At 69.7% G+C, this 20,782-nt stretch carries 21 protein-coding genes; 15 read left to right on the top strand and 6 right to left on the bottom strand.

All coding sequences use genetic code 11. The annotated features are described in order from the left end of the window. The first annotated feature begins 95 nt into the window (after nt 1–95). The 12 genes from rpsM to DFR69_RS09595 all read left to right on the top strand — a co-directional run bounded on the left by rpsM (nt 96) and on the right by DFR69_RS09595 (nt 10,777). The gene (gene rpsM, locus DFR69_RS09650) at nt 96–467 is read left to right on the top strand and encodes a 30S ribosomal protein S13 (protein ID WP_019045109.1); all 372 of its coding nucleotides are present in this window, start codon (nt 96–98) and stop codon (nt 465–467) included. A gap of 9 nt (nt 468–476) precedes the next feature. Next, entirely contained in the window at nt 477–890 is a 414-nt protein-coding gene (rpsK, locus tag DFR69_RS09645) for a 30S ribosomal protein S11 (protein ID WP_019045110.1), read from the top strand. A 21-nt stretch (nt 891–911) separates the two neighbouring features. Continuing rightward, complete coding sequence (rpsD, locus tag DFR69_RS09640; protein WP_110037139.1) at nt 912–1,517, top strand: 30S ribosomal protein S4; 606 nt, start codon at nt 912–914, stop codon at nt 1,515–1,517. Nucleotides 1,518–1,609: 92 nt separating this feature from the next. Beyond that, complete coding sequence (locus tag DFR69_RS09635; protein ID WP_022567324.1) at nt 1,610–2,668, top strand: DNA-directed RNA polymerase subunit alpha; 1,059 nt, start codon at nt 1,610–1,612, stop codon at nt 2,666–2,668. 44 nt (nt 2,669–2,712) lie between these two features. Continuing rightward, complete coding sequence (gene rplQ, locus DFR69_RS09630) at nt 2,713–3,225, top strand: 50S ribosomal protein L17 (protein WP_110037138.1); 513 nt, start codon at nt 2,713–2,715, stop codon at nt 3,223–3,225. An 84-nt stretch (nt 3,226–3,309) separates the two neighbouring features. Continuing rightward, nucleotides 3,310–4,140 carry a tRNA pseudouridine(38-40) synthase TruA gene (gene truA / locus DFR69_RS09625; protein ID WP_110037137.1) on the top strand — a complete coding sequence of 277 codons (831 nt, stop codon included), beginning with the start codon at nt 3,310–3,312 and terminating at the stop codon, nt 4,138–4,140. Between the two features lie 138 nt (nt 4,141–4,278). Further along, the gene (locus DFR69_RS09620) at nt 4,279–5,247 is read left to right on the top strand and encodes a hypothetical protein (protein WP_147123897.1); all 969 of its coding nucleotides are present in this window, start codon (nt 4,279–4,281) and stop codon (nt 5,245–5,247) included. 442 nt (nt 5,248–5,689) lie between these two features. Further along, nucleotides 5,690–6,643: a helix-turn-helix domain-containing protein gene (locus tag DFR69_RS09615; protein ID WP_167456210.1), complete on the top strand. Its 954-nt coding sequence runs from the start codon at nt 5,690–5,692 to the stop codon at nt 6,641–6,643. Between the two features lie 6 nt (nt 6,644–6,649). Continuing rightward, the gene (locus DFR69_RS09610) at nt 6,650–7,591 is read left to right on the top strand and encodes an AraC family transcriptional regulator (protein WP_110037134.1); all 942 of its coding nucleotides are present in this window, start codon (nt 6,650–6,652) and stop codon (nt 7,589–7,591) included. A gap of 147 nt (nt 7,592–7,738) precedes the next feature. Then, complete coding sequence (locus DFR69_RS09605) at nt 7,739–8,662, top strand: nitrilase-related carbon-nitrogen hydrolase (protein ID WP_167456209.1); 924 nt, start codon at nt 7,739–7,741, stop codon at nt 8,660–8,662. 140 nt (nt 8,663–8,802) lie between these two features. After that, nucleotides 8,803–9,768 (top strand): helix-turn-helix domain-containing protein, encoded by a 966-nt coding sequence (locus DFR69_RS09600; RefSeq protein ID WP_110037132.1) that lies wholly within the window; start codon nt 8,803–8,805, stop codon nt 9,766–9,768. 106 nt (nt 9,769–9,874) lie between these two features. After that, nucleotides 9,875–10,777 (top strand): nitrilase-related carbon-nitrogen hydrolase, encoded by a 903-nt coding sequence (locus tag DFR69_RS09595; protein ID WP_110037131.1) that lies wholly within the window; start codon nt 9,875–9,877, stop codon nt 10,775–10,777. Here DFR69_RS09595 and DFR69_RS09590 read toward each other — a convergent pair. Further along, a complete protein-coding gene (locus DFR69_RS09590) occupies nt 10,734–11,075 on the bottom strand; it encodes a metal-sensitive transcriptional regulator (RefSeq protein ID WP_110037130.1) in 342 nt (113 codons plus the stop codon). The two genes, DFR69_RS09595 and DFR69_RS09590, sit on opposite strands and share 44 nt — an antisense overlap. A gap of 148 nt (nt 11,076–11,223) precedes the next feature. On the opposite strand from DFR69_RS09590, the gene DFR69_RS09585 reads away from it, so the two are divergent. Beyond that, on the top strand, nt 11,224–12,033 hold the full coding sequence (locus DFR69_RS09585; protein WP_110037129.1) for an S-methyl-5'-thioadenosine phosphorylase: 810 nt from the start codon (nt 11,224–11,226) through the stop codon (nt 12,031–12,033). On the opposite strand, the gene DFR69_RS09580 is transcribed toward DFR69_RS09585, so the two are convergent. Continuing rightward, nucleotides 12,034–13,020, bottom strand: a complete 987-nt coding sequence (locus DFR69_RS09580; protein ID WP_110037128.1) for a GAF domain-containing protein — start codon at nt 13,018–13,020, stop codon at nt 12,034–12,036. A 104-nt stretch (nt 13,021–13,124) separates the two neighbouring features. On the opposite strand from DFR69_RS09580, the gene DFR69_RS09575 reads away from it, so the two are divergent. Then, entirely contained in the window at nt 13,125–13,685 is a 561-nt protein-coding gene (locus DFR69_RS09575; protein WP_110037127.1) for an NADPH-dependent FMN reductase, read from the top strand. A gap of 79 nt (nt 13,686–13,764) precedes the next feature. Here DFR69_RS09575 and eccE read toward each other — a convergent pair whose 3' ends face one another. Continuing rightward, entirely contained in the window at nt 13,765–15,408 is a 1,644-nt protein-coding gene (gene eccE / locus DFR69_RS09570) for a type VII secretion protein EccE (protein ID WP_110037126.1), read from the bottom strand. Between the two features lie 83 nt (nt 15,409–15,491). Between eccE and eccB the strand changes: the two genes are divergently transcribed. Next, nucleotides 15,492–16,985, top strand: a complete 1,494-nt coding sequence (gene eccB / locus DFR69_RS09565) for a type VII secretion protein EccB (RefSeq protein WP_110037125.1) — start codon at nt 15,492–15,494, stop codon at nt 16,983–16,985. Here the strand turns inward: eccB and DFR69_RS09560 are convergent. The 3 genes from DFR69_RS09560 to eccD all read right to left on the bottom strand — a co-directional run bounded on the left by DFR69_RS09560 (nt 16,982) and on the right by eccD (nt 20,690). Then, complete coding sequence (locus tag DFR69_RS09560; protein WP_110037124.1) at nt 16,982–17,734, bottom strand: potassium channel family protein; 753 nt, start codon at nt 17,732–17,734, stop codon at nt 16,982–16,984. The two genes, eccB and DFR69_RS09560, sit on opposite strands and share 4 nt — an antisense overlap. A 92-nt stretch (nt 17,735–17,826) precedes the next feature. After that, nucleotides 17,827–19,227: a type VII secretion-associated serine protease mycosin gene (mycP, locus tag DFR69_RS09555; RefSeq protein ID WP_244198179.1), complete on the bottom strand. Its 1,401-nt coding sequence runs from the start codon at nt 19,225–19,227 to the stop codon at nt 17,827–17,829. After that, a complete protein-coding gene (gene eccD, locus DFR69_RS09550) occupies nt 19,224–20,690 on the bottom strand; it encodes a type VII secretion integral membrane protein EccD (RefSeq protein WP_110037123.1) in 1,467 nt (488 codons plus the stop codon). Before eccD ends, mycP begins: the two co-directional genes overlap by 4 nt. Nucleotides 20,691–20,782 lie beyond the last annotated feature (92 nt).

Genomic DNA, 20,782 nt, shown 5'->3' with positions numbered 1-20,782 from the left:
GCGCGCCAACCACCGGTACGGAGGCCGGTGCCCCCACCTCAAGACGGGGGGACGGACAGGGAGCAGACCTCCGCAACCATTAAGGAACCTGCCACATGGCACGTCTGATGGGCGTCGATCTCCCGCGCGAAAAGCGCATGGAGATCGCGTTGACCTACATTTTCGGAATCGGGCGCACCCGCGCCACCGAGATCCTGGCTCAGACCGGCGTCAGCCCGGACCTGCGCTCGAAGGATCTCAGCGACGACGACCTGACCAAGCTCCGCGACTACATCGAGGCGTCGGAGTTCAAGGTCGAAGGTGACCTGCGCCGCGAGGTCCAGGCCGATATTCGCCGCAAGATCGAGATCGGCTGCTACCAGGGCATCCGCCACCGTCGTGGCCTGCCCGTTCGTGGTCAGCGCACCAAGACCAACGCGCGTACGCGCAAGGGTCCGAAGAAGACCGTCGCCGGCAAGAAGAAGTAGGGATAGCGTATGCCTCCGAAGAGCCGGGCCGCTGGCCCGAAGAAGACTCAGAAGTCGCGTCGCCGGGATAAGAAGAACATCCCGCACGGCCACGCGCACATCAAGAGCACGTTCAACAACACCATCGTCTCGATCACCGACCCCGAGGGCAATGTCATCTCGTGGGCGTCGTCGGGTCACGTCGGCTTCAAGGGTTCGCGTAAGAGCACCCCGTTCGCCGCGCAGCTCGCCGCCGAGAACGCTGCCCGCAAGGCGCAGGAGAACGGTGTCAAGAAGGTCGACGTGTTCGTGAAGGGCCCGGGTTCGGGCCGCGAAACCGCGATCCGTTCGCTGCAGGCCGCCGGCCTGGAAGTGGGCTCGATCTCCGATGTCACCCCGCAGCCGCACAACGGCTGCCGTCCGCCCAAGCGGCGTCGCGTCTAGCGGGAAAGGATTTAGCGAAAAATGGCTCGTTATACAGGCCCCATCACCCGCAAGTCGCGTCGTCTGCGCGTCGACCTCGTCGGAGGCGACCAGGCGTTCGAGCGTCGTCCTTACCCGCCCGGCCAGCACGGCCGCGCGCGGATCAAGGAATCCGAGTACCTGATGCAGCTGCAGGAGAAGCAGAAGGCTCGCTTCTCCTACGGCGTCATGGAGAAGCAGTTCCGTCGCTACTACGAAGAGGCCAACCGCCTCAAGGGTAAGACCGGCGACAACCTGCTCCGTCTGCTCGAGTCGCGTCTGGACAACGTCGTGTACCGCGCCGGTCTGGCCCGTACCCGTCGCCAGGCTCGTCAGCTGGTCAGCCACGGCCACTTCACCGTCAACGGTGTGAAGGTGAACGTGCCCAGCTACCAGGTCTCCCAGTACGACATCATCGATGTCAAGGAGAAGTCGCTGCCGACCCTGCCGTTCCAGGTCGCGCGCGAGACCCTGGGCGAGCGTCCCGTTCCCGGTTGGCTGCAGGTCGTCCCCGGCCGCCTGCGGATCCTGGTGCACCAGCTCCCCGAGCGTGCCCAGATCGATGTGCCGCTGCAGGAACAGCTCATCGTCGAGTACTACTCGAAGTAAGCGTTTCGAGGTAGGGGCCGCACTGTGTGGCGGCCCCTGCAATCACTGATTAGGCGTCAAATAGCGGACGCCCTGACAGGAAGTAGATCCTCATGCTGATTTCCCAGCGTCCGACACTGACCGAAGAGGTTGTGGCGGAGAACCGCTCGAAGTTCACCATCGAACCCCTCGAGCCGGGCTTCGGTTACACCCTCGGCAACTCGCTGCGTCGTACCCTGCTGTCCTCCATCCCGGGGGCCGCGGTCACGAGCATCCGCATCGACGGTGTCCTGCACGAGTTCACCACCGTTCCCGGTGTGAAGGAAGACGTCACCGACATCATCCTGAACCTCAAGGGTCTGGTCGTGTCCTCCGAAGAGGACGAGCCGGTCACCATGTACGTGCGCAAGCAGGGCCCTGGCACCGTCACCGCCGGTGACATCGTGCCGCCCGCCGGCGTCGTCGTGCACAACCCGGACATGCACATCGCCACCCTGAACGACAAGGGCAAGCTCGAGATCGAGCTCGTCGTCGAGCGGGGCCGCGGCTACGTGCCCGCCGTGCAGAACAAGGCGACCGGTGCGGAAATCGGCCGGATCCCGGTGGATTCGATCTACTCTCCGGTGCTCAAGGTGACCTACAAGGTCGAGGCCACCCGTGTCGAGCAGCGTACCGACTTCGACCGTCTCATCCTCGACGTGGAGACCAAGAACTCCATCACGGCCCGGGACGCGCTGGCTTCGGCCGGTAAGACCCTGGTCGAGCTCTTCGGGCTGGCCCGTGAGCTCAACGTCGAAGCCGAGGGCATCGAGATCGGCCCCAGCCCGGCCGAGGCGGATCACATCGCCTCCTTCGGTCTGCCGATCGAGGATCTGGACCTCACCGTCCGGTCCTACAACTGCCTCAAGCGCGAGGGTGTGCACACGGTGGGCGAGCTCGTGGCCCGCACCGAGTCGGACCTGCTGGACATCCGCAACTTCGGCCAGAAGTCCATCGACGAGGTCAAGGTCAAGCTGCACGCGCTCGGCCTCTCGCTGAAGGACTCGCCCGCCTCGTTCGACCCGTCCTCCGTGGTGGGTTACGACGCGAGCACCGGCACCTGGAGCGATTCCGGCACCTTCAGTGACACCGACGGCGGCGAGCAGGACTACGCCGAGACCGAACAGCTCTAGGTCATCGGGGGGCACCCCGGTAGACCTTTCCCAAGGAGAATCCAATGCCCAAGCCCAAGAAGGGTGCTCGCTTCGGCGGGTCGGCGTCGCACCAGAAGGCGATCTTCGCCAACCTGGCCACGGCGCTTTTCGAGCACGGTCGCATCACGACCACCGAGGCCAAGGCCAAGGCGGTGCGCCCCTACGCCGAGAAGATCATCACCAAGGCGAAGGGCGGCACCCTGGCCGACCGTCGCGAGGTGCTGAAGGTCATCCGCAACAAGGACGTCGTGCACGCCCTGTTCGCGGAGATCGGTCCCTCGTTCGAGGGTCGCGAGGGTGGCTACACCCGCATCACCAAGGCGCTGCCGCGCAAGGGTGACAACGCGCCGATGGCTGTCATCGAGCTCGTCCGCGAGAAGACCGTGACCAACGAGGCCGACCGGGCCCGTCGCGTCGCCGCGTCGCAGAAGACCGAGGCCGCTCCGGCCGCCGAGGTCGAGGAGACCGTCGTCGAGGAGACCGTGGCTGACGCCCCGGCCGCCGACGAGGCCACCGAGGACAAGAAGGACGCCTGATTTTCAAGGCTTCCGGCGAGCCCGTCACCCCGCGTGGGTGACGGGCTCGTTCTTTTGCCAGTGACAGCAGGCGCGGAGGAAACGATGGACGAGCGGGAAACGCTGCGGGTGCGGCTCGGGATCAGCTACGACGGCACCGATTTCACCGGCTGGGCCAGGCAGCCGGGCCTGCGCACCGTGCAGGGCACGCTCGAGGAATCGCTGTCGAAGGTGTTCCGTGAGCCGATCCAGCTCACCGTCGCCGGGCGCACCGACGCGGGTGTGCACGCCGAGGGGCAGGTCGCGCACTTCGACACGACCGGCGAACTCGACGCCGACAAACTGCTGTACCGGATGGCGCGATTCCTGCCCAAGGATGTCCGCATCACCGACGTCGCCCCCGCTCCCGCGGATTTCGACGCCCGCTTCTCCGCGATCCGCCGCCACTATGTCTACCGGCTGACCACCGCCCGCTACGGTGCCGATCCGCTGGCGGCGCGCAGCGTCGTCGCCGCCAAGCCCGGGCTCGACCTCGACGCGATGCGCGCCGCCTCCCGGCACCTGCTCGGCTTGCACGATTTCGCCGCCTTCTGCCGCCGCCGCGAGGGTGCGACGACCGTGCGCGAGCTCCAGCGCTTCGACTGGGTGCGCGACGGCGACCGGCTCGACGCCCACGTCAGCGCCGACGCGTTCTGCTGGTCGATGGTGCGCAGCCTGGTCGGCGCGGTGCTCGCGGTGGGGGAGGGGCGCCGCACGCCCGAATGGGTCGCGAGCCTGCTCAGCGAGTCCGAGCGGTCCAGTTCGGTGACGGTGGCGCCCGCGCACGGCCTGAGCCTGGTCCGCGTGGACTACCCGGCCGACGCCGACCTCGCCGCCCGCAACGCCCAGACCCGGGAGACCAGGACGCTGCCCGCGGCGGGCTGCTGCGGCGACTAGCCGCTGGAAGTTAGCGCTCCCGCACATGCACGCGGGGATACGATGGCCCGACTCGACGTCAGCGAGAAAGCCGGGCAGATGACAGGTGATTCTGGTGGCCGTATCCCGCTCCCTCGGCGAATAGCCGTCCTCTTGCTGGTGGTCGCGACCGGGCTGCTCACGCTCGTCGCCGTGGTCGCCGGGTATCTGCTTGCGCAGGTTCTCGACACCGATCACTACGTCGACACGGTGGCGCCGCTGGCCACCGAGCCGGCGATCCAGTCCGCTGTCGCCGACGCCCTGACCGAGGCCGTCCTCGCCCGCATCGATGTCGCGGGCGCGGCCGCCGAGCTCGGTCAGGCGATCCGCGACCCCGACGAGCGCAACCCGCTGGTCGCGCTGACGCTGCGCAATCTGTCCTCGGTGCTCGGCGCCTACACCGAGGACCTGATCGCCGACGCCGCGAGCACCCTTGTCCACAGCGACGCCTTCCCGCGCCTGTGGACGGCGGCGAACCGGCAGGCGCATCGCGGAGCGGTCGCGGCGCTTACGGGGGTGGACAGCGATGTGGTGCGCACCGATGTCCCCGGCGTCATTTCGATCTCGCTCGATCCCATGCTCGCCGAGATCGGTGACGAACTGGACAGCCGGGGCTTCGTGCTGCCCGAGCGGGAATTCGCGCTCGGCACCGAGTTCGTGATCGTCGAGTCGGCGGACCTGGCGCGGGCCCAGCGGGCGGTACGGATCCTGGATCGCGGCGCGATCGCGGTGGCCCTCGCCGCATCGGTCTGTGCTGTCGGCGCGATCCTGGTGGCGGGCAAGGGATTCCGGCGGATCACCGTGATCGCCCTCGGGGTGGGCGTGGTGGTGGCGATGGCGGTGCTCGCGGTGTCGTCGCTGGTGCTGCGGTCGGTGTATCTCGACCGGGTTTCCGCCCGGGACGGCGTCGCGCGAGCCGTCTACGACACGGTGCTGCATCCGCTGCGGGTGGACGCCGGGGTGGTCGCGTTGATCGGCGCGCTGGCGGTGGTCGCCGCGTTGCTGGCGGGCCCGTCGGCGCCCGCCACCAGGCTCCGCGCGGCGGGTCGCCGGACCTTCGATCGCCTGCGACGTCCGGCGGTCCGTTGACCACGCGTGCGTGAAAGTTGCTGGACGGCAGCGCGTTCCATCCCAGCGTCCGCACGCTCCCTCGACGCCGCGTGAGCGGCCGTTCGCGACGGGCTCGTGGCGGGATGGGTGATCGCGGGGAGATCGCGGAGTCGTTCGCCGAGCTCTCCTGAATGCCCGCGCGATGCCCCGATGCCTGGTGAGGAGTATCACAACTGCCGAACCGCGCCGGGTGTCGAATCACCGTCGGAAGCTGGGCCGGGTTGAATATTCAAGGGATCCGGAAGGGTTCGTTGTGCTGGATTCGCTGGCGATACCACCGGGAATCTGGCAGTGTCGAACCCCAAGTAAGAGGCGATACCTCGGACGCCCGGGGTTTGCTGGTCGGCAGCAGGAAAGCGGGGTGGGTGGCGTGGCATCGTCGGATCCGCTCGTCGAGCTGACATTGCGGGACAGTCCCGAAATGCGGGACGGTGAAGCGTTCGCGCAGTGGGAATCGTTTCTTTCCGAAAGTTATGTCCCGTTGGCTGTCGAGCCGGTACCGGATCCGTCTTTCCACGGACGGATCGTGCGCGGCAGCCTGCCCGGTTTCGAATTGTCGACGGTCGGCGCCAGCGCGCAGCGCATCCGGCGCACCCGGCGCGGCATCGCGGGCACCGACGGCGAGTTCCTGTTCGTCAGCATTCTCACCGACGGTTTCGGCCGGCTGCACCAGGACGGCCGCATCGCGGTGGTGCGCCCCGGCGACATGGTCTTCTACGACACCACCCGGACCTATCACTGGGACCTCGAGGGCGCCTGGGAACAGGTCGTCGCCAGGGTTCCGCTGTCGCTGCTCGACGAATATCTCGCAGTCGATCGTGGCGCGCTGCCCACCGCGACCACCGTGTCGGCGGACAGCCCGGGCGGCGTCGTGGCGGCGTTCCTGCGTGACCTGGCCAGAATCCAGCAGAGCGCCCCCGGGCAGGCTACCGTGCTCGCCGACAACGGGGTGCGGCTGCTCGCCTCGGCCATCACCCTCGCCGGCGGCGTGCGTCCGAGCGGTGAGTCGGCGCAGGCACTCACCCGTGAGCAGGTGCTCGCGTACATGCGCGCGAACTGCACCGACCCCGGCCTGACGGTCGACATGATCGCCCGCGCGTGCCTGACCTCGCGACGCAGCCTCTACCGGCTCTTCGACGATCCGGGCGAGGGCCTCAGCGCGGTACTGCGCCGCATGCGGGTCGAACGCGCCCGCGGCATGCTGGTCTTCGACACCGAGCGTTCGACGACCGCGATCGCGCACGCCGCCGGCTTCGCCTCCGAACGGCATTTCTTCCGTGCCTTCCGGGTCGAGACCGGGATGACGCCGGGCGAGTACCGAGCGGCCGCCGCCGCCGAACCAGCGCGCGGCGAGATCAGCCGCCACACCGCGTGAGCAGCCATGTCCCGCCACAGCACGGTCAGTGTCCGTACCGGTCCCTATCAGCCGTCCCAGCAGGTTCTGGAACGGTGGGAATCGCTGATGTGCGAGACCTACATCCCGCTGGCGGTGACCCCGCACACGAGTGAGCGGTTCGGTGGTCGCATCGCGGCGACGGAATTCGACGGCCTGCTGGTCACCTCGGTCCAGGCGGCCGCGCAGACCGTGCGCCGGACACCGCGGCTGATCAGCGCCGCCACGGACCGCTACATCCTGGCCAGCATCTACGCTGGCGGTCGCGGGGTCATGCACCAGGACGGCCGCAGCGCCCATGTCGAGGCGGGCAGCATGGTGTTCTACGACAGCGCCAGGCCCTATGTGTGGGAGATCGACGAGGAGTTCGACAAGGTCGTCGTGCAGGTGCCGATCGCGGCGCTGGAGGCCGTGGGCGCTCCCGTCGGCCGGATTCCCTCCGCGATCGCGCTCGGCCCCGACCATCCCGCCGCCGCGGTCGGCGCCTACTTCCGCGGCCTGGCGCGGGTGCAGCGCACCGATCCCGAGGTGGCCGAGGAGCTGGCCACCCACGGTGTCGGGATGATGGCGTCGGCGCTGTCGCTCGCGGCCGGGTCCCTGCCGCGCGGTACGGGCGCCGACGACCTCACCCGCGCCAGGATCATCGCGTTCATGCGGCGCCGATTCGCTGACGCCGATCTCACCGTCGACGCGGTCGCGCACCGCTTCGCCATCTCGCGGCGCACCCTCTACCGTTTGTTCGAGGGGGAGGAGAGCCCGGCGCGCCGATTGCTGACAATGCGACTCGAGCACGCCTGCCACCTTCTGCGAGACGGCGGAATGCGGATCGAGGAAGTGGCGGCGGCGGCCGGATTCACCGCGGAACGCCAGTTCTATCGGGTCTTTCGCGCGGAATTCGGGATGGCCCCCGGAGAATTCCGCGCCGGGTGAAATACGGCGGCCGGGCGTTCGCTGTGGAATAGCCGCCCGGTTTGGCACGGACGGTCAGTCGCCTGGCACGCCATGACAGTTTGTGTCGCCGCGATCTGCGAGAGAGTGAATCGAGCACTTTCACGGATTGAGCGACAAGGGGAACAGATGTCTGGTCGCGTACGCGTAGCCGCGGTGCAAGCCGAGCCGAAGTGGTTGAATCTCGCAGCGGGGGTCGAGCAGGCCATCGAGCTCATCGAAGCGGCCGCCGACGGCGGAGCGCAGCTGGTCGCCTTTCCCGAGACCTTCCTGCCCGGATTCCCGTGGTGGATGTGGCTCAACTCCGTCGACTGGGGTGAGGAGTTCCTCGCGCGCTACCTGGCCAACGCGCTGACCGCCGAAGGCCCCGAACTGCGTGCCATCGCCTATGCCGCGCGCCGCCGGGGCATCCACGTCTCGATCGGTTTCGCCGAGCGGTCGGGGCGCGAGGTGTACATGTCGCAGGCGATCGTCGACGCCGACGGCGAGATCTCGATCGCCCGCAAAGGCGAGCCGACCGGTCTCGAACGCACCGTCTTCCGCGGTGCGGCGGACGAGAGTCTGCTGGTCCGCGACACCGCGCTCGGCCGGATCGGCGTCCTCGGCGGCGCCGACCACCTGCGTCCCGCGCTGCGCGCCCGGCTGCAGGAGGAACGCGAGCAGATCCACGTCGCCGCGTGGTCGGGCTTCACCGTGTACTACGGCGAGGGCAAGGAGTGGGGTCCGGAACTCAACACCTCGGCCAGCGTGCGCTACGCGATGGACGGCGCGACCTACGTGCTCGCGCCCGTCGCCGTGGTGCCCGTGGCGGGCTGGGAAGTCGTCGACGCCCGGTTGCCCGACCGGCGCCTGCTGCGCGGCGGCGGCGGAGTCTCCCGGATCTTCGGTCCCGGCGGGCTGGAGCTCGCGCCGCCCCTGGACGAAGGTACCGAGGGTCTGCTGTTCGCCGATCTCGATCTCAGCCGTGGATCGCGGCCCGTTCCCGTGCCGCGTGGCGGCGAGTGCCGGACGCCGGGCGGCCGGATCGCCCGGCGCGAGCCGGCGCGCGCCTGAGCCGAAAGAGGCTTTCGTAGAGAGGAATTCGCTGGTTACAGGCGGATTTCCGGATTGAGCCGACCGGTGCGCGACGCTATTCTGGGCGATGCCGTAGAGACGGCTACGCCAGATGTCGCGGGGTCCGGAGGCTGACTGCAATGGCAATCGAACCGATGACGGTGGAACTCGCCTCGGCGACACCGAACAGTTCGGCGTTCGGCCGGTGGGAAGCCCTCATGCAACAGACCTACGTGCCGCTCGCCATCTCGCCCTACCCCGACCTCCCCTTCTACGGTCGGGTCGCCACCCGACCGCTGGCAGGCGCCGACGATTGCCACCTCACCGCGCTCGCCGGCACGAATCACGAGTTCCGGCGCTCCAAGTCACACATCGCGGACTCCGACGAGCAGTACCTGCTGGCCGGTATCCAGCTCCGCGGTCGAGCCCGGCTGAATCAAGACGGTCGCTCGGTGCTGCTCCGGCCCGGCGAGATGACCTTCTTCGACACCTCGCGGCCCTATCGCTGGTCGGATGGCGCCCTGTTCGAGCAGGTGAACGTGCAGGTGCCGATCCGGCTGCTGCGTGCGCTGCCCGGCCTCGGTCAGCTGGCCTTCCCGACGGCGGTCGCCGTGTCCGCGTCGAGCGCCGCCGGCGTGGTCGCCAACTACTTCCGCAATCTCGCCCGCATCCAGGAGGAGGCGCCCGACCAGGCCGATGTGCTGGCCGCGGGCGCGGTCGAGCTCTTCGGTTCGGCGGTGCTCCTGGCCGCGGGGTCCCAGCCCGTCGACACCCCGGCCGACGCGCTGAGCCGCGAGCGCGTGCTCGTCTTCATGCGTCAGAACTTCACGAACCCGGAGCTGACGGCCGCCGAGGTCGCCCATGCCTGCCACGTCTCCCGCCGCACCCTGTTCCGGATCTTCCACGGCTCGGGCGACAGCCTCAACACCACCCTGCGCAAGATGCGCGTGGAGCACGCCAAGGAACTCCTGCTGCGCCACCGCTCCCGCCCACCCGCCGCCGTCGCGTTCAGCTCGGGTTTCGCCTCGGAGCGGCACTTCTACCGGGTGTTCCTCACCGAGACCGGGATGACGCCCGGCGAGTACCGCCAGTCGCGGATCGGCTGAGCCTGGCACGGATTGTCAGCGGTCTGGCACAGACGGACTGAACTGGGCGGGTTCGGCTGGGCGACACTGGTTCTCAGCGATCGGTTGAGTACGAGGAGCGGTCACCATGGCGGATCGGATTCGGGTGGCTGCCGTGCAGGCCGAACCCGCGTGGTTACAGCTCGCCGTCGGCATCGAGCAGACGATCGGCCTCATCGAGGACGCGGCCGCGGGTGGCGCCCAGCTGGTGGCTTTCCCGGAGACCTTCCTGCCGGGCTATCCCTGGTGGCTGTGGCTGAACGCGGTCGACTGGGGCTCCGAGTTCCGCGGCCGCTATCTCGCGAACGCCATGACCAGGGGCGGGCCCGAGCTGCGCGCGATCGCGCACGCGGCACGGCGGACCGGGATGTGGGTGGCGCTCGGGTTCGCCGAACGCGCGGACACCGACCTGTTCATGACCCAGGTGCTGGTGAGCCCGGCGGGCCGGATGGAATTCGCGCGCAAGGTGCGTCCCACGGCGCTGGAGCGGGAACTGTTCACGGCCGGGACCGAACCGCCGGTGGTGTACGACACCGAGCTGGGGCGGATCGGCATGCTGGCCGGCGCCGATCACCTGTGCCCGCGGCGGCGGGTGGACCTGTGGTGGGAGCAGATCCACATCGCCGCGTGGTCGGGGTTCACGGTCTATCACGAGGACGCCGGCGCGGGCGTGACGGCCGTGAACAGCACCGTCAGCGCCGATTACGCCCGCGCGAGCCGGGCGGTCGTCGTCGCTCCGACGGCGCTGGTGCCGATGACCGGGTGGGAGGTGGTGGACGCGCGCTCGCCGGAATCCCGGCTGCTCAGCGGCGGCGGCGGGGTCGCGCGCATCCTCGGGCCGGACGGGCTCGATCTGGTCGAGCCGCTCCCGGCGGGGAGCGCGGGGGTGTTGGTCGCCGAGGTCGAACTCGCACCGGAGCCCGGCCCCGGCGACCAGACTGCCGAACTCAGGAGCGGACCAGCCGAGCGATCGCGTCGGTCGCCTCTTTGATCTTGGCCTCGGCCTCGGGTCCGCCCGCCACGGCCGCGTCGACCACGCAGTGCGAGATGTGGTCCTCGAGCAGGCCCATCGCCACGGCCTGCAGTGCCTTGGTCATCGCCGAGACCTGGGTGAGGATGTCGATGCAGTACTTCTCTTCTTCGACCATCCGCTGCAGGCCACGGGCCTGGCCCTCGATGCGGCGCAGGCGCTTGAGGTAGTCGTCCTTGGCGGTGATGTAGCCGTGGCCCGCGTGGTCGTGGCCCGCGTGCTCGTCGCCGGGTGCGGTGTCGGGGGTGGGTGCTGTCACCGAAGTTCTCCTCGCCGGGCCGGATGCTCGCCCGAAGGCGAGCTGATACCCCCCTAGGGTACAGTTTCCGGCCGGAATTGTCAGTTGGGCGGCCGCGGGCCGGGTCCCGGTGATGCGCGAGACCTGGCCGGACGGAACAATCAATCCTATGAGTTCGCTTTCCCGGCCCGCACTCGCCGTCATCGGCGGCAGTGGCTTCTATGACTTCTTCGACGACGACGCCACCCACGTCGAGGTCGACACGCCGTACGGCGCGCCGAGCGCACCCATTGCGGTCGGTGCGGTCGAGGGGCGCGCCGTCGCGTTCCTGCCGCGGCACGGCAAGCAGCACGAGTTCGCTCCGCACACCCTGCCCTACCAGGCCAACATGTGGGCGCTGCGCTCGCTCGGCGTGCGCCGGGTGTTCGCGCCGTGCGCCGTCGGCAGCCTGCGCGCCGACTGGGGTCCCGGTACGGTCGCGGTGCCCGATCAGCTGGTCGACCGCACCTCCGGCAGGCCGCAGACCTACTTCGACGGCGGCGGCATCCACGTCTCCTTCGCCGACCCGTACTGCGACGAGCTGCGCACGGCCGCGGTGAAGTCGGCCGGTGGTGACATGCGCGTCGAGGACTCCGGCACGATGGTCGTCGTGCAGGGCCCGCGCTTCTCCACCAGGGCCGAGAGCCGCTGGTTCGCCGGGCAGGGCTGGGACCTGGTCAACATGACCGGCCATCCCGAGGCCGTGCTCGCCCGCGAACTCGAAATGTGCTATTCCGCAGTCGCTCTCGTCACCGACCTGGACGCGGGGCTGGAAGAGGGCGACGGTGTGCACGCGGTGGACGTGTTCGCCGAGTTCAAGAAGAACCTCGGCCCGTTCAAGGAGCTCATGCGGCGCGCGGTCGCCGCGGTCGACGGCGAGGACACCTGCGAGCGCTGCCGGGTGCACGCCGGCGTCTCCCTGCCGTTCGAACTGCCCTGATCAGCCCGGTGGCGTGACCTGTAGCTGGGCCAGCACGAACAGCGGCGCCGCGCCGGCCTCCGCGCCGGCGGGCAACGGCGTCAGCTCGACGTCGGCGACCAGCCAGCCGTCGGTCTCGGTCGCCAGCCGGACCCCGGCCAGGTCGGCGCGGGCGGCGCCGGCCAGGATCCGCGCGCGGGCCGCCGCGATCCTGGACCGGTCCTCGGGGTGCGGGATCAGCCGGTCATCGATCCCGCGCCAACGCAGGCCGGGCACCGGCTCGGTGACCCACCTGACCTGCCTGGCCTGCGCGGTGTCCAGGATGCACAGGTACAGCCCCGGCTGACTGTCGCGTAGCAGCTCCAGCGTCGCCGCCTCGAACGACTTGGCTTGCGGGGCAACGCTGTCGGTGACGTCGACGGCCAGACCCCGCCACGCGAACCGCCGATCGGCCGCCCCGTTGCGGGCAGCCACCAGCAGCGATCGCGGGCCGATCGCGGAGTGCACCGTCGGCACGCCCGACCACCGGCTCTCCGGCTCCGACCGGTTCAGGATGGCGACGATCTCGAGCGCGCGATCGAATCGCTCGATCCGCTGAAAGGGTTCCGCCCCGCTGTATTCCACCGGCGCCGCGCCGAAATGCGGGCCCAAGCCGGCCGGACGGCTGTGCACGACCCTGGCCCTGGCGTCCACCAGGAACGCGCCGACGCCGAGCTCCGCGGCGGGCGCGCCTTCGCCGACCCAGACCTTCACCCCGTGCGGGCGCGCGCCGGGCCACAGCACCGGCTCGGCCCGAAACCGGTGCTCCGACCACGGGTTACGCGATTTCGGCAGTACCCGGTCGACGGGTTGACCCGTGATGTGGGCGGCCTCGATCATCGGCCGCAGCGCGGCGGGGACGGCCCGCTCGTACGACGCCCACTCACGCGGCGTCGTCCCGGCGGTCAGCATCGACCACGTGCCCGGTGCGCCCAGCGTCTCCACCAGTTGCCACCGTCCGATGATCACCCGTGCTGCCCCTTTCGCTGTCGTCCCACCTGCGGAAACCTCGTCCATCGTGCCCGATCGCCCGCGCGCGGCCGGGGCGGGGTCGCGGTGGTTAGGCTCGGGGGATGGACACACCGCTGCGGTTGGAGATCGTCGTCGCCAGCACCCGGCCCGAGCGGTTCGCGCCGGTGGTGGCCGACTGGTTTCGCGGAATGGTCGCGGCACGGCCGGAATTCGAGGCCGGGGAGCTCGATCTGCGAGAGCTCACCTTGCCGGTCGAGCTCGTCGAGACGCCGGAGGTCGACGCGTTCCGGGCCCGCCTCGCCGCGGCCGACGCGTTCGCCGTCGTCACCTCCGAGTACAACCACGGCTACCCGGCCTCGCTGAAGACCGCGCTCGACAGCGCCAAACACGAATGGCGGGCCAAGCCGATCGGCTTCGTCTCCTACGGCGGGCTGTCGGGCGGCTTGCGCGCGGTCGAGCAGTTGCGGCAGGTGGTCGCCGAACTGCACATGGTCTCGGTGCGCGAGTCGGTGAGCTTCGCCCAGGCCAAACGCCGATTCGATGCCACGGGCGCGACCGACGACAAGGCCGCCGTCGACGCCTGCGGCCGGATGCTCGGCCAATTGGCTTGGTGGGGAAGAACTCTGCGTAACGCCCGCGCCGCCGACCCCTACCCGGGCTGACCGGTCAGGCGGCGTTTCCTCGCGCCTGGCCGGGCGGCTTCCGTGGTTACGCGAGCTGCCGCCTCCAGCCGCTGACCGGTCAGGCGGTGGCCATCGAACGCTGGCCGCGCGGCTGGCCGATGTAGGTCGCCTCGCGCGGGATCGACACCAGGGTGAGGTTGACCCTGGTGGTGCCGGTGCGCAGCACGACCCGGTTGCCGATCGCGCCCGGCTGGAAGATCTCCAGATCGGGGCGGGAGGCGGGCCAGCCGTTCGGATCGCCGGTCAGGTAGATGGTCGTGACACCGGCGTGCGGCGCGGGGGCCAGCACGCCGTCGACCACCGTCGCGGTGAATCCCGCGTCGGACTGGTGCGTTTCGACCGCGATGGTCAGCCGCTCCGGGTTGCCGACGGTGTTCACCAGCTGCTCCCAGGCATGCGCCCGATCGGTGCGCACGAGCACTCGTTCGCCGACCGCCAGCGCGCGGAACACCAACTGCTGGGCCAGGTACAGCTCGCCCGCCACGTAGACCGAGGAGATGCCCGCGCCGATGATCCGGGCCGCGACACCGTTGCCCTCGTCGTCGGAACCGAGCAGCTGACCGCATCCCGCCGAGGGCAGGTGCAGCGCGCCGATGACATCGATCGGGTACTCGGTGGTGGGGACGGTGTCGTCCAGGCCGGGCACCGCGATCGGCAGGTGCGCGAGCAGCGCGTCACGATGCCTGCCGTTCATCGACACCATGCCCTTGGTACTGCTCTTCTCCGGCAGCTCACGGGCGGTCAGCCGCCACGCCGCGCCCACGCTCACCGACTCGGCGTCGCTGCCCGGCCGCAGCCGCACCGCGACCGTGGTACCGCGCGAGGGCGCGACCCACAGCTGCGCGAGCAGGTCCGAACCGAGCTGCTTGGGGTCGACCGCGCTGCCGATGTTGACCGAGTTGCCGATCTCGGCGAACTTCCACCGCTGGGTCAGCGTGCGCGGATCGAGTCCGGCGGTGATCTGCTGGACGGCCTTGCGGATCTCGGGCGCGGTGAGGATGCGCGCGCTGCAGTCGGCGTCCTCGAGCGTGCGCATGATGCGCTGGGTCGCGATGGTGACCGCGCGCGAGGCGCCCTCGGTGCCGCCGCCGCGGCGTTCGGTCGCGTCGGGGCACTGCACCGCGTCGAAGCTGATCGCCAGCCAGACCGTGCGGTGCGCGGTGGCGGGCAGCGGCCCGAGCAGCGACTCGTAGATCGCGCCTGCGGGCGTGCCGGAGCGGCTGCGGTGGCCGTGGCTGATGATGTCGATGCCGCTGAGCAGGATGTCGTGCTGGTTGAGGCAGGCGGCGAGTTCGGGCAGGGGGAGCAGGTGGGAGGCGTGCACGGCGGTGCGCGCGATCCTGGTGAGCCCGCCCCTCGGCGGCAGCACCTCGACCACGGTGACCACGCGGCTGCCGTCCCAGTAAAGGCCGAGCGAACGGCCGTCGGTGTCACGGAAGTCGACGGTGTCGCCGAGGGTGTATTCGCGCTTGCCCGAGTAGCGGCGGATCGTGCCGAGCCAGTCGAGGACGGTGCGCTTGCCGATCGGGATCAACGGGATCAGGGCCACCACGAGGGCCACGCCGAGCGCGGGCAGCGGCCCGAGGCCGACCACCAGCACGATGACCCCCGCGAGAAGGCCGAGCACCTGCGCGATGAGCAGCTGCGGCAACGTGACACGACCGAACAGCGGACGCGGACCGGCACCGGTGAACTCGGCCATTGGTTCCTCCCCCGAATGTGAACAAGTGCTGCGGGGAACTGTACTGTGTTGGCCGGACGAGAGCACTGTTCGGGGGAGGAACCATGCCTTCAAAACCCACTACGCGCTGGCAGGTCAGCGGTTACCGCTTCCTGGTGCGGCGGATGGAGCACGCCCTGGTGCGCCGCGACGTGCGCATGCTGCACGATCCGATGCGCGCCCAGACCCGTGCCTACGCGGTCGGTTTGGTCCTCGGCCTGGTCGTTCTCGCCGGTTGCGGCATCCTCGCGCTGCTGCGCCCGCAAGACAAGATCGGTGACAACAAGATCCTGATCGGCAAGGAATCCGGCGGCGTCTACGTCGTCATCGAGAACGTCGTCCACCCCGCCCTCAACCTCGCCTCGGCCCGCCTGGCCGCCGGGGAAGCGGCCAAGGCGGTCATCGTCAAGGAATCCGAACTCGGCAAGAAGCCGCGCGGCCAGCTGATCGGCATCCCCGGCGCCCCCTCCTCGATCATGTACGACAAGGACGGCAAGGGCCGCCCGTGGTCGGTGTGCGATCAGCTCAAGTCCGACGGCACCTCGAACCTGACCACCTCCGTCCTGGCCGGCGACCCCGACCTCGGCGACAAGGCGTCGGCGATGGAGGACGGCAAGGCCATGCTCGTCAAGGGCAAGGACTCGACCTACCTCGTCTACGAGAACAAGCGCGCCAGGGTGAAGATGGACGACGCCCCGGTCATCCAGGCCCTCGGCATCGGCGGCGTGACCCCGCGTCCCATCAGCGAGGGCCTGCTAAACGCCATTCCCGAGGTGCTCCCGATCGAGACGCCCCGCATCGACAACCCCGGTGGGACACCGACATACAACGTCAGCGGCCATCGGATCGGTGACGTCGTCCAGGTCTTCAACGAGCCCAACCAGAACTACGTGGTGCTCCAGGACGGACTGCAGCCGGTCTCCGCGCTGACCGCGCAGATCATCCGCAACTTCTATCCGACGGTCATGAACGGCACCACGATCCAGTCGACCGACCGCACCTACGCGCCGACCGTGCGGAATCCGCTGAAGGTGCAGGACTACCCGGCCGACCGGCCGACGCTGATCGCCGCGAAGGACAAGTCGGTCAGCTGCATCACCTGGAAGCCGATCGCCGGCGCCATGGACAACACCGACGCCACCGCCCGCGCCGAGCTGGACGTGCTCGTCGGCATCGACCTGCCGATCCCGGACAAGGCCAAGCTGGTGAACCTGGCGCAGGCCGACGCGGCGGGCCCGAACGCCGACACCGTCTACATCCCGCCCGCCACCGGCGCCTACGTCCAGACCACCGGCATCGAGGTCGACAGCCGTCGCAAGGACAGCCTGTTCTACATCGCCGACACCGGCGTGCGCTTCGGCATCAAGAACGCCGACGCGGTCAACGCGCTCGGCCTGGAGAACGTGAAGGCCGAACCGGCGCCGTGGCCCATCGTCGGCCTGCTCGCCGGCGGCCCGAGCCTCGGGCGCGAGGACGCGATGGTCGCCCACGACGGCATCTCACCCGATCCCTCGCCCGCGAAACAGCCTGTCGCGACGGTCAACCCGGCCGCGAACTAGCCGGGCGGCTCCTGCGCGCGGGTCCGCAGCTCGGCGACCTCGGCGCGCAGCGAGCGCACCTCGTCGACCAGTTCGGTGAGGGTGCGCTCGGCGCGATCGGCGGCGTCGTCGACTGTCTTGAGCTGCTCGACGACCCAGCTGGTCATGGTGCCGATGGCGAAGGAGATCAGGCCGATGCCGAGCGTCATCAGGACCAGGGAAACCAACCGTCCCTCGGTGGTCACGGGGTAGACGTCGCCGTAGCCGACCGTCGTCACCGAGACAGCCGACCACCACAGGGCGTCGCCGAAGGTCTTGATCTTGCTCTCCGGCGCGCCGTACTCGGCGTCGAAGAACGCCAGGCTCGACAGCAACAGGATCAACAGCGAGCTGGTCGCCACGAAGGTCACCAGGCGGGTCCGTGGTTTCGTCGCGCGGTTGAGCGAGTCGAGCAGCAGCAGCGCCGCGCGCACCAGACGCAGCGGCCGGAACGGCGGCACCAGCACCACCAGCAGGTCGAGCGGGTGTTTGCGCACGAAGCGGAGCCGATCGGTGGACAGGCGCAGCCGGACGGCGAAATCGACGGCGAAGATCGCCCAGATGGCGATGTCGGCCCACACCAGGGCCGCGTCGAGGTGCGGTGAGACGTCGGTGTCGAGCACCCGCCAGGCGTAGAGGACGAGGAACACCACGGCCAGCGCCATCAGCGGCAGATTGGTCGCGCGTTCCCAGCGCTGTCTGCGCGTCAAGGGGGCTTCGCTCGAGTCCATGCTGCTACCTGTGTCGATGGGGATGCGCCGCGGTGCGCAGGACGACGGTACCGCGTGGACCTGCGCGGCACCGTCGTTCCTCGGATGACGTGTCAGACGTCTTCCCGCACGCCCATCCGGCGCCGGATCGGGAACGAGGCCAGCATGCCGAGAACGAACAGCAGCCCGACCACGCCCGCGCCGATCAGCGACACGTTCCTGGCGGTGTTGTCCGGCGCGGGCGCCGGAGCGGGGACGGCCAGCTGCACCTGCGCGGCGGGCGATGGCCGCTTCGGCGGCAGCGACCCCGTCACCTCGGCGGTGAGCGCGGCCATCGGATCGACGCTGCCGTATCCGATGTACTGGTTCCAGCCCTCGGCGGGCGCGTGCGCCGTCGCCTGCACCCGCTTCATCACTTCCTTGGCGCTGAGCTCGGGGAACCTGGCGCGCACCAGCGCGACCACCCCGGAGACCAGCGGCGTCGCGAAACTCGTTCCGCTGATCGGGCTGGTCTGGCCCTGCTGGTTGACCGTGCCGATCGCGGTCCCCGCGCCACGCGGGTTCAGCGACACCATGTTCTCGCCCGGCGCGGCGACGCTGAGCCACGGCCCGGCGACGGTGAACTTCGACGGTGCGCCGTTGGCGTCGATCGAGCCGACCGCGAGCACGTAGTCGTCCCAGCGGGCCGGGCTCACGTTCATCTCGGTCTTCGACCACGGATCGGCGGTGGGATCCAGCGGATCGATCACGGTGTTGGCGGTCTTGCAGGTGTCCGAATTGCCCGCCGCCACAACGGGAACCGCGTTCTTCACCTCGACGGCGTATTGCAGCGCCGCGCCGACCGCGCTGTCGTTGACACCCTTGTTGGTGCCACACCAGACCTCGGAGACGTTGATGACCGAGGCGCCCATGTCGGCCGCCCGGCGGATCGCCGAGGCCATCGTCGCCAGGTTGCCGTACCCGTCGGGCAGATCCTCGGGCGCCTTGTTCCGGTTGGCGCCTTCCTTCTGATACATCTTGCTGGTCTGGCGGATGGTCAGGATCTGCGCCTCGGGCGCGACTCCAGAGAAGCCCTGCCCGTCGACCTTGGTCGCGGCGATCAGCCCGGCGACGAAGGTGCCGTGCGCGTCGCAGTCGTCGGCGCCGTCGCCGGAGTTCGCGACGAAGTCGCCGCCCGCGATCATGTCCGGCAGCCGATCGTTCCTGGTGACACCGGTGTCGATGACCGCGACCAATTGCCCTGCGCCACGGGAGAACTCCCACGCGCGCTCCAGTCCGAGCGAGCGCTGCGCCTCCGGGATGGCCGGTCCGTCACCGCCGGTGGACACCGTGGTGCACACCGCGTTCGAGCCGACCTCGGTCTTCTCCGGCGGTGCGGCCGGGTCGCCCGCGGGCAGGTTCGCCGGATCGGCCGCGGGGGGCCGATCGGCCGAGGCGGGCGCGGCGCCCAACCCGAACGACACACCGACACCGAGCGCCACGGCCGCCGCCGCGACGCGCAGGCTCGCGTTCACAGCCCGCGGACGAGGGAGTAGAGCTCGGCGACCCAGAACACCAGCGGCAGCACCGCGGCGACGAACCCGTATTCGAGCAGCTCGACGGCCCGGCGCATCGGCGGGGTGGCCGACTGGTTCGGCACGATCAGGCCGATCACCAGCGCGGCGATCAGGATGGCCAGCGCGGCGCCGAAAACCACCAGCGGTTGGCGCATTTCGAGCGAGACGCCGATCAGCATCAGCAGCACGATCGACGCGCCGCCCGCGATCAGCACGACGGCCTGTTCGGCGCCCGCGTAGGTCCGGCTGCGGAACATCAGCACGACGGCGCAGACGAGCGCCAGCGCGATGCCGGGCCAGTACGGGTCGTCCGCGCCCGCGTCGACCGCGAGCAACGCGCCGACGACGGTGACCAGCGTGGTCGCCGTGACCAAGCCGGCGAGGTAGTTGCGTGCCCGTTCCGACCTGGCCCGCAGCGCGTCCAGGGTCGGCAGCGCGCGGTGGTCGTCCGGATCGTCCTCGGTCGGGTCGATCGGGGTGCCGGGGGAGGGGACCGGCGGCAACGGCAGCTTGGCCAGCAGCATCGAGACGCGCGGCGAGAGCGAGAGCCCGGCCAGCCCGAGGGCGGCGACACCGGCTCCGATGGCCTTGAGCGGCTGCTCGGTGAGCAGCCCGACCAGCGCGGCCGGAATGGCGAACACCGAGGCCGTCGCCGCGCCGATGAACAGCGCGAGCCCGACGCCGGTGACCCGCCACGCGAGCACCGCGGTGGCGCCGAAGAGGGTGGCGCCGAGCAGCAGATGCGCCCAGCTGTAATGGTCGGGCACGAGCAGCATGCCCGCGGTGAAGGCGGTCGGCAGCGCGCAGCCGCCCAGGACCAGCGCCGCCGCGGTGTCGCCGTACATCCGGCTGAGCACGGTACCCGCGACCACGCACAGGATCGCGACCAGCAGCGCGAGCGAGCCTGTCACCCAGAACGGCAGCGCGTCCGGCGCCGCGAGCAGACCGAAGCAGCCGACCAGCATGGTGATCGCGGCGAGTACCGAACCGGTGACGCGTGCCGTCTTCGGCGTCCAGCTGCGGTAGTGCTCGGCGTCGGCGATCGCGACGTTGTACATGATGTCGTCGAACAGCGGCGTCGGCGCGGTGTGCGAGGCGCTCTCCAGCATGAGCAGTTCGCCGTCGCGCACGCCGTGCTCGCCGAGGCTGAGCGAGTTCGAGAACGGGGGATGGCCGATCCGGGCGAGCACCCACTCGGCGGGCTCGTAGCGTTCGCCGTCGTTGTCGAAATCATTGGACCGGCTGTGCTGAGCGACCATGTCGACGACGCTCGGGATGACGAGGGCGACCGGAACATCCACCGGAATCGCCATGTCGACCTGCGTGTGCTTGGCCAGAATCGTCACCCGGGCAAGGTCCGGTGCGCGAACGATGCCGCGCGCGGAATCCTCTTCCAGATGATCGAGTCGCGCGTGCGTCAAAACTCCCCCAACTCCGTCTCTACCTCGTGTTTCCGCTCGACCCCTCGGGCGATCGACAGTTTGCGGAACTCACCGTTCGGACAGCAGAATGC

Origin of the sequence: Nocardia neocaledoniensis (genome assembly GCF_003182135.1) — a bacterium.
Taxonomy (GTDB): Bacteria; Actinomycetota; Actinomycetes; order Mycobacteriales; family Mycobacteriaceae; genus Nocardia; species Nocardia neocaledoniensis.
The sequence above is the reverse complement of the archived record's forward strand: the minus strand, read 5'-3'. Positions and strand labels throughout refer to the sequence as shown.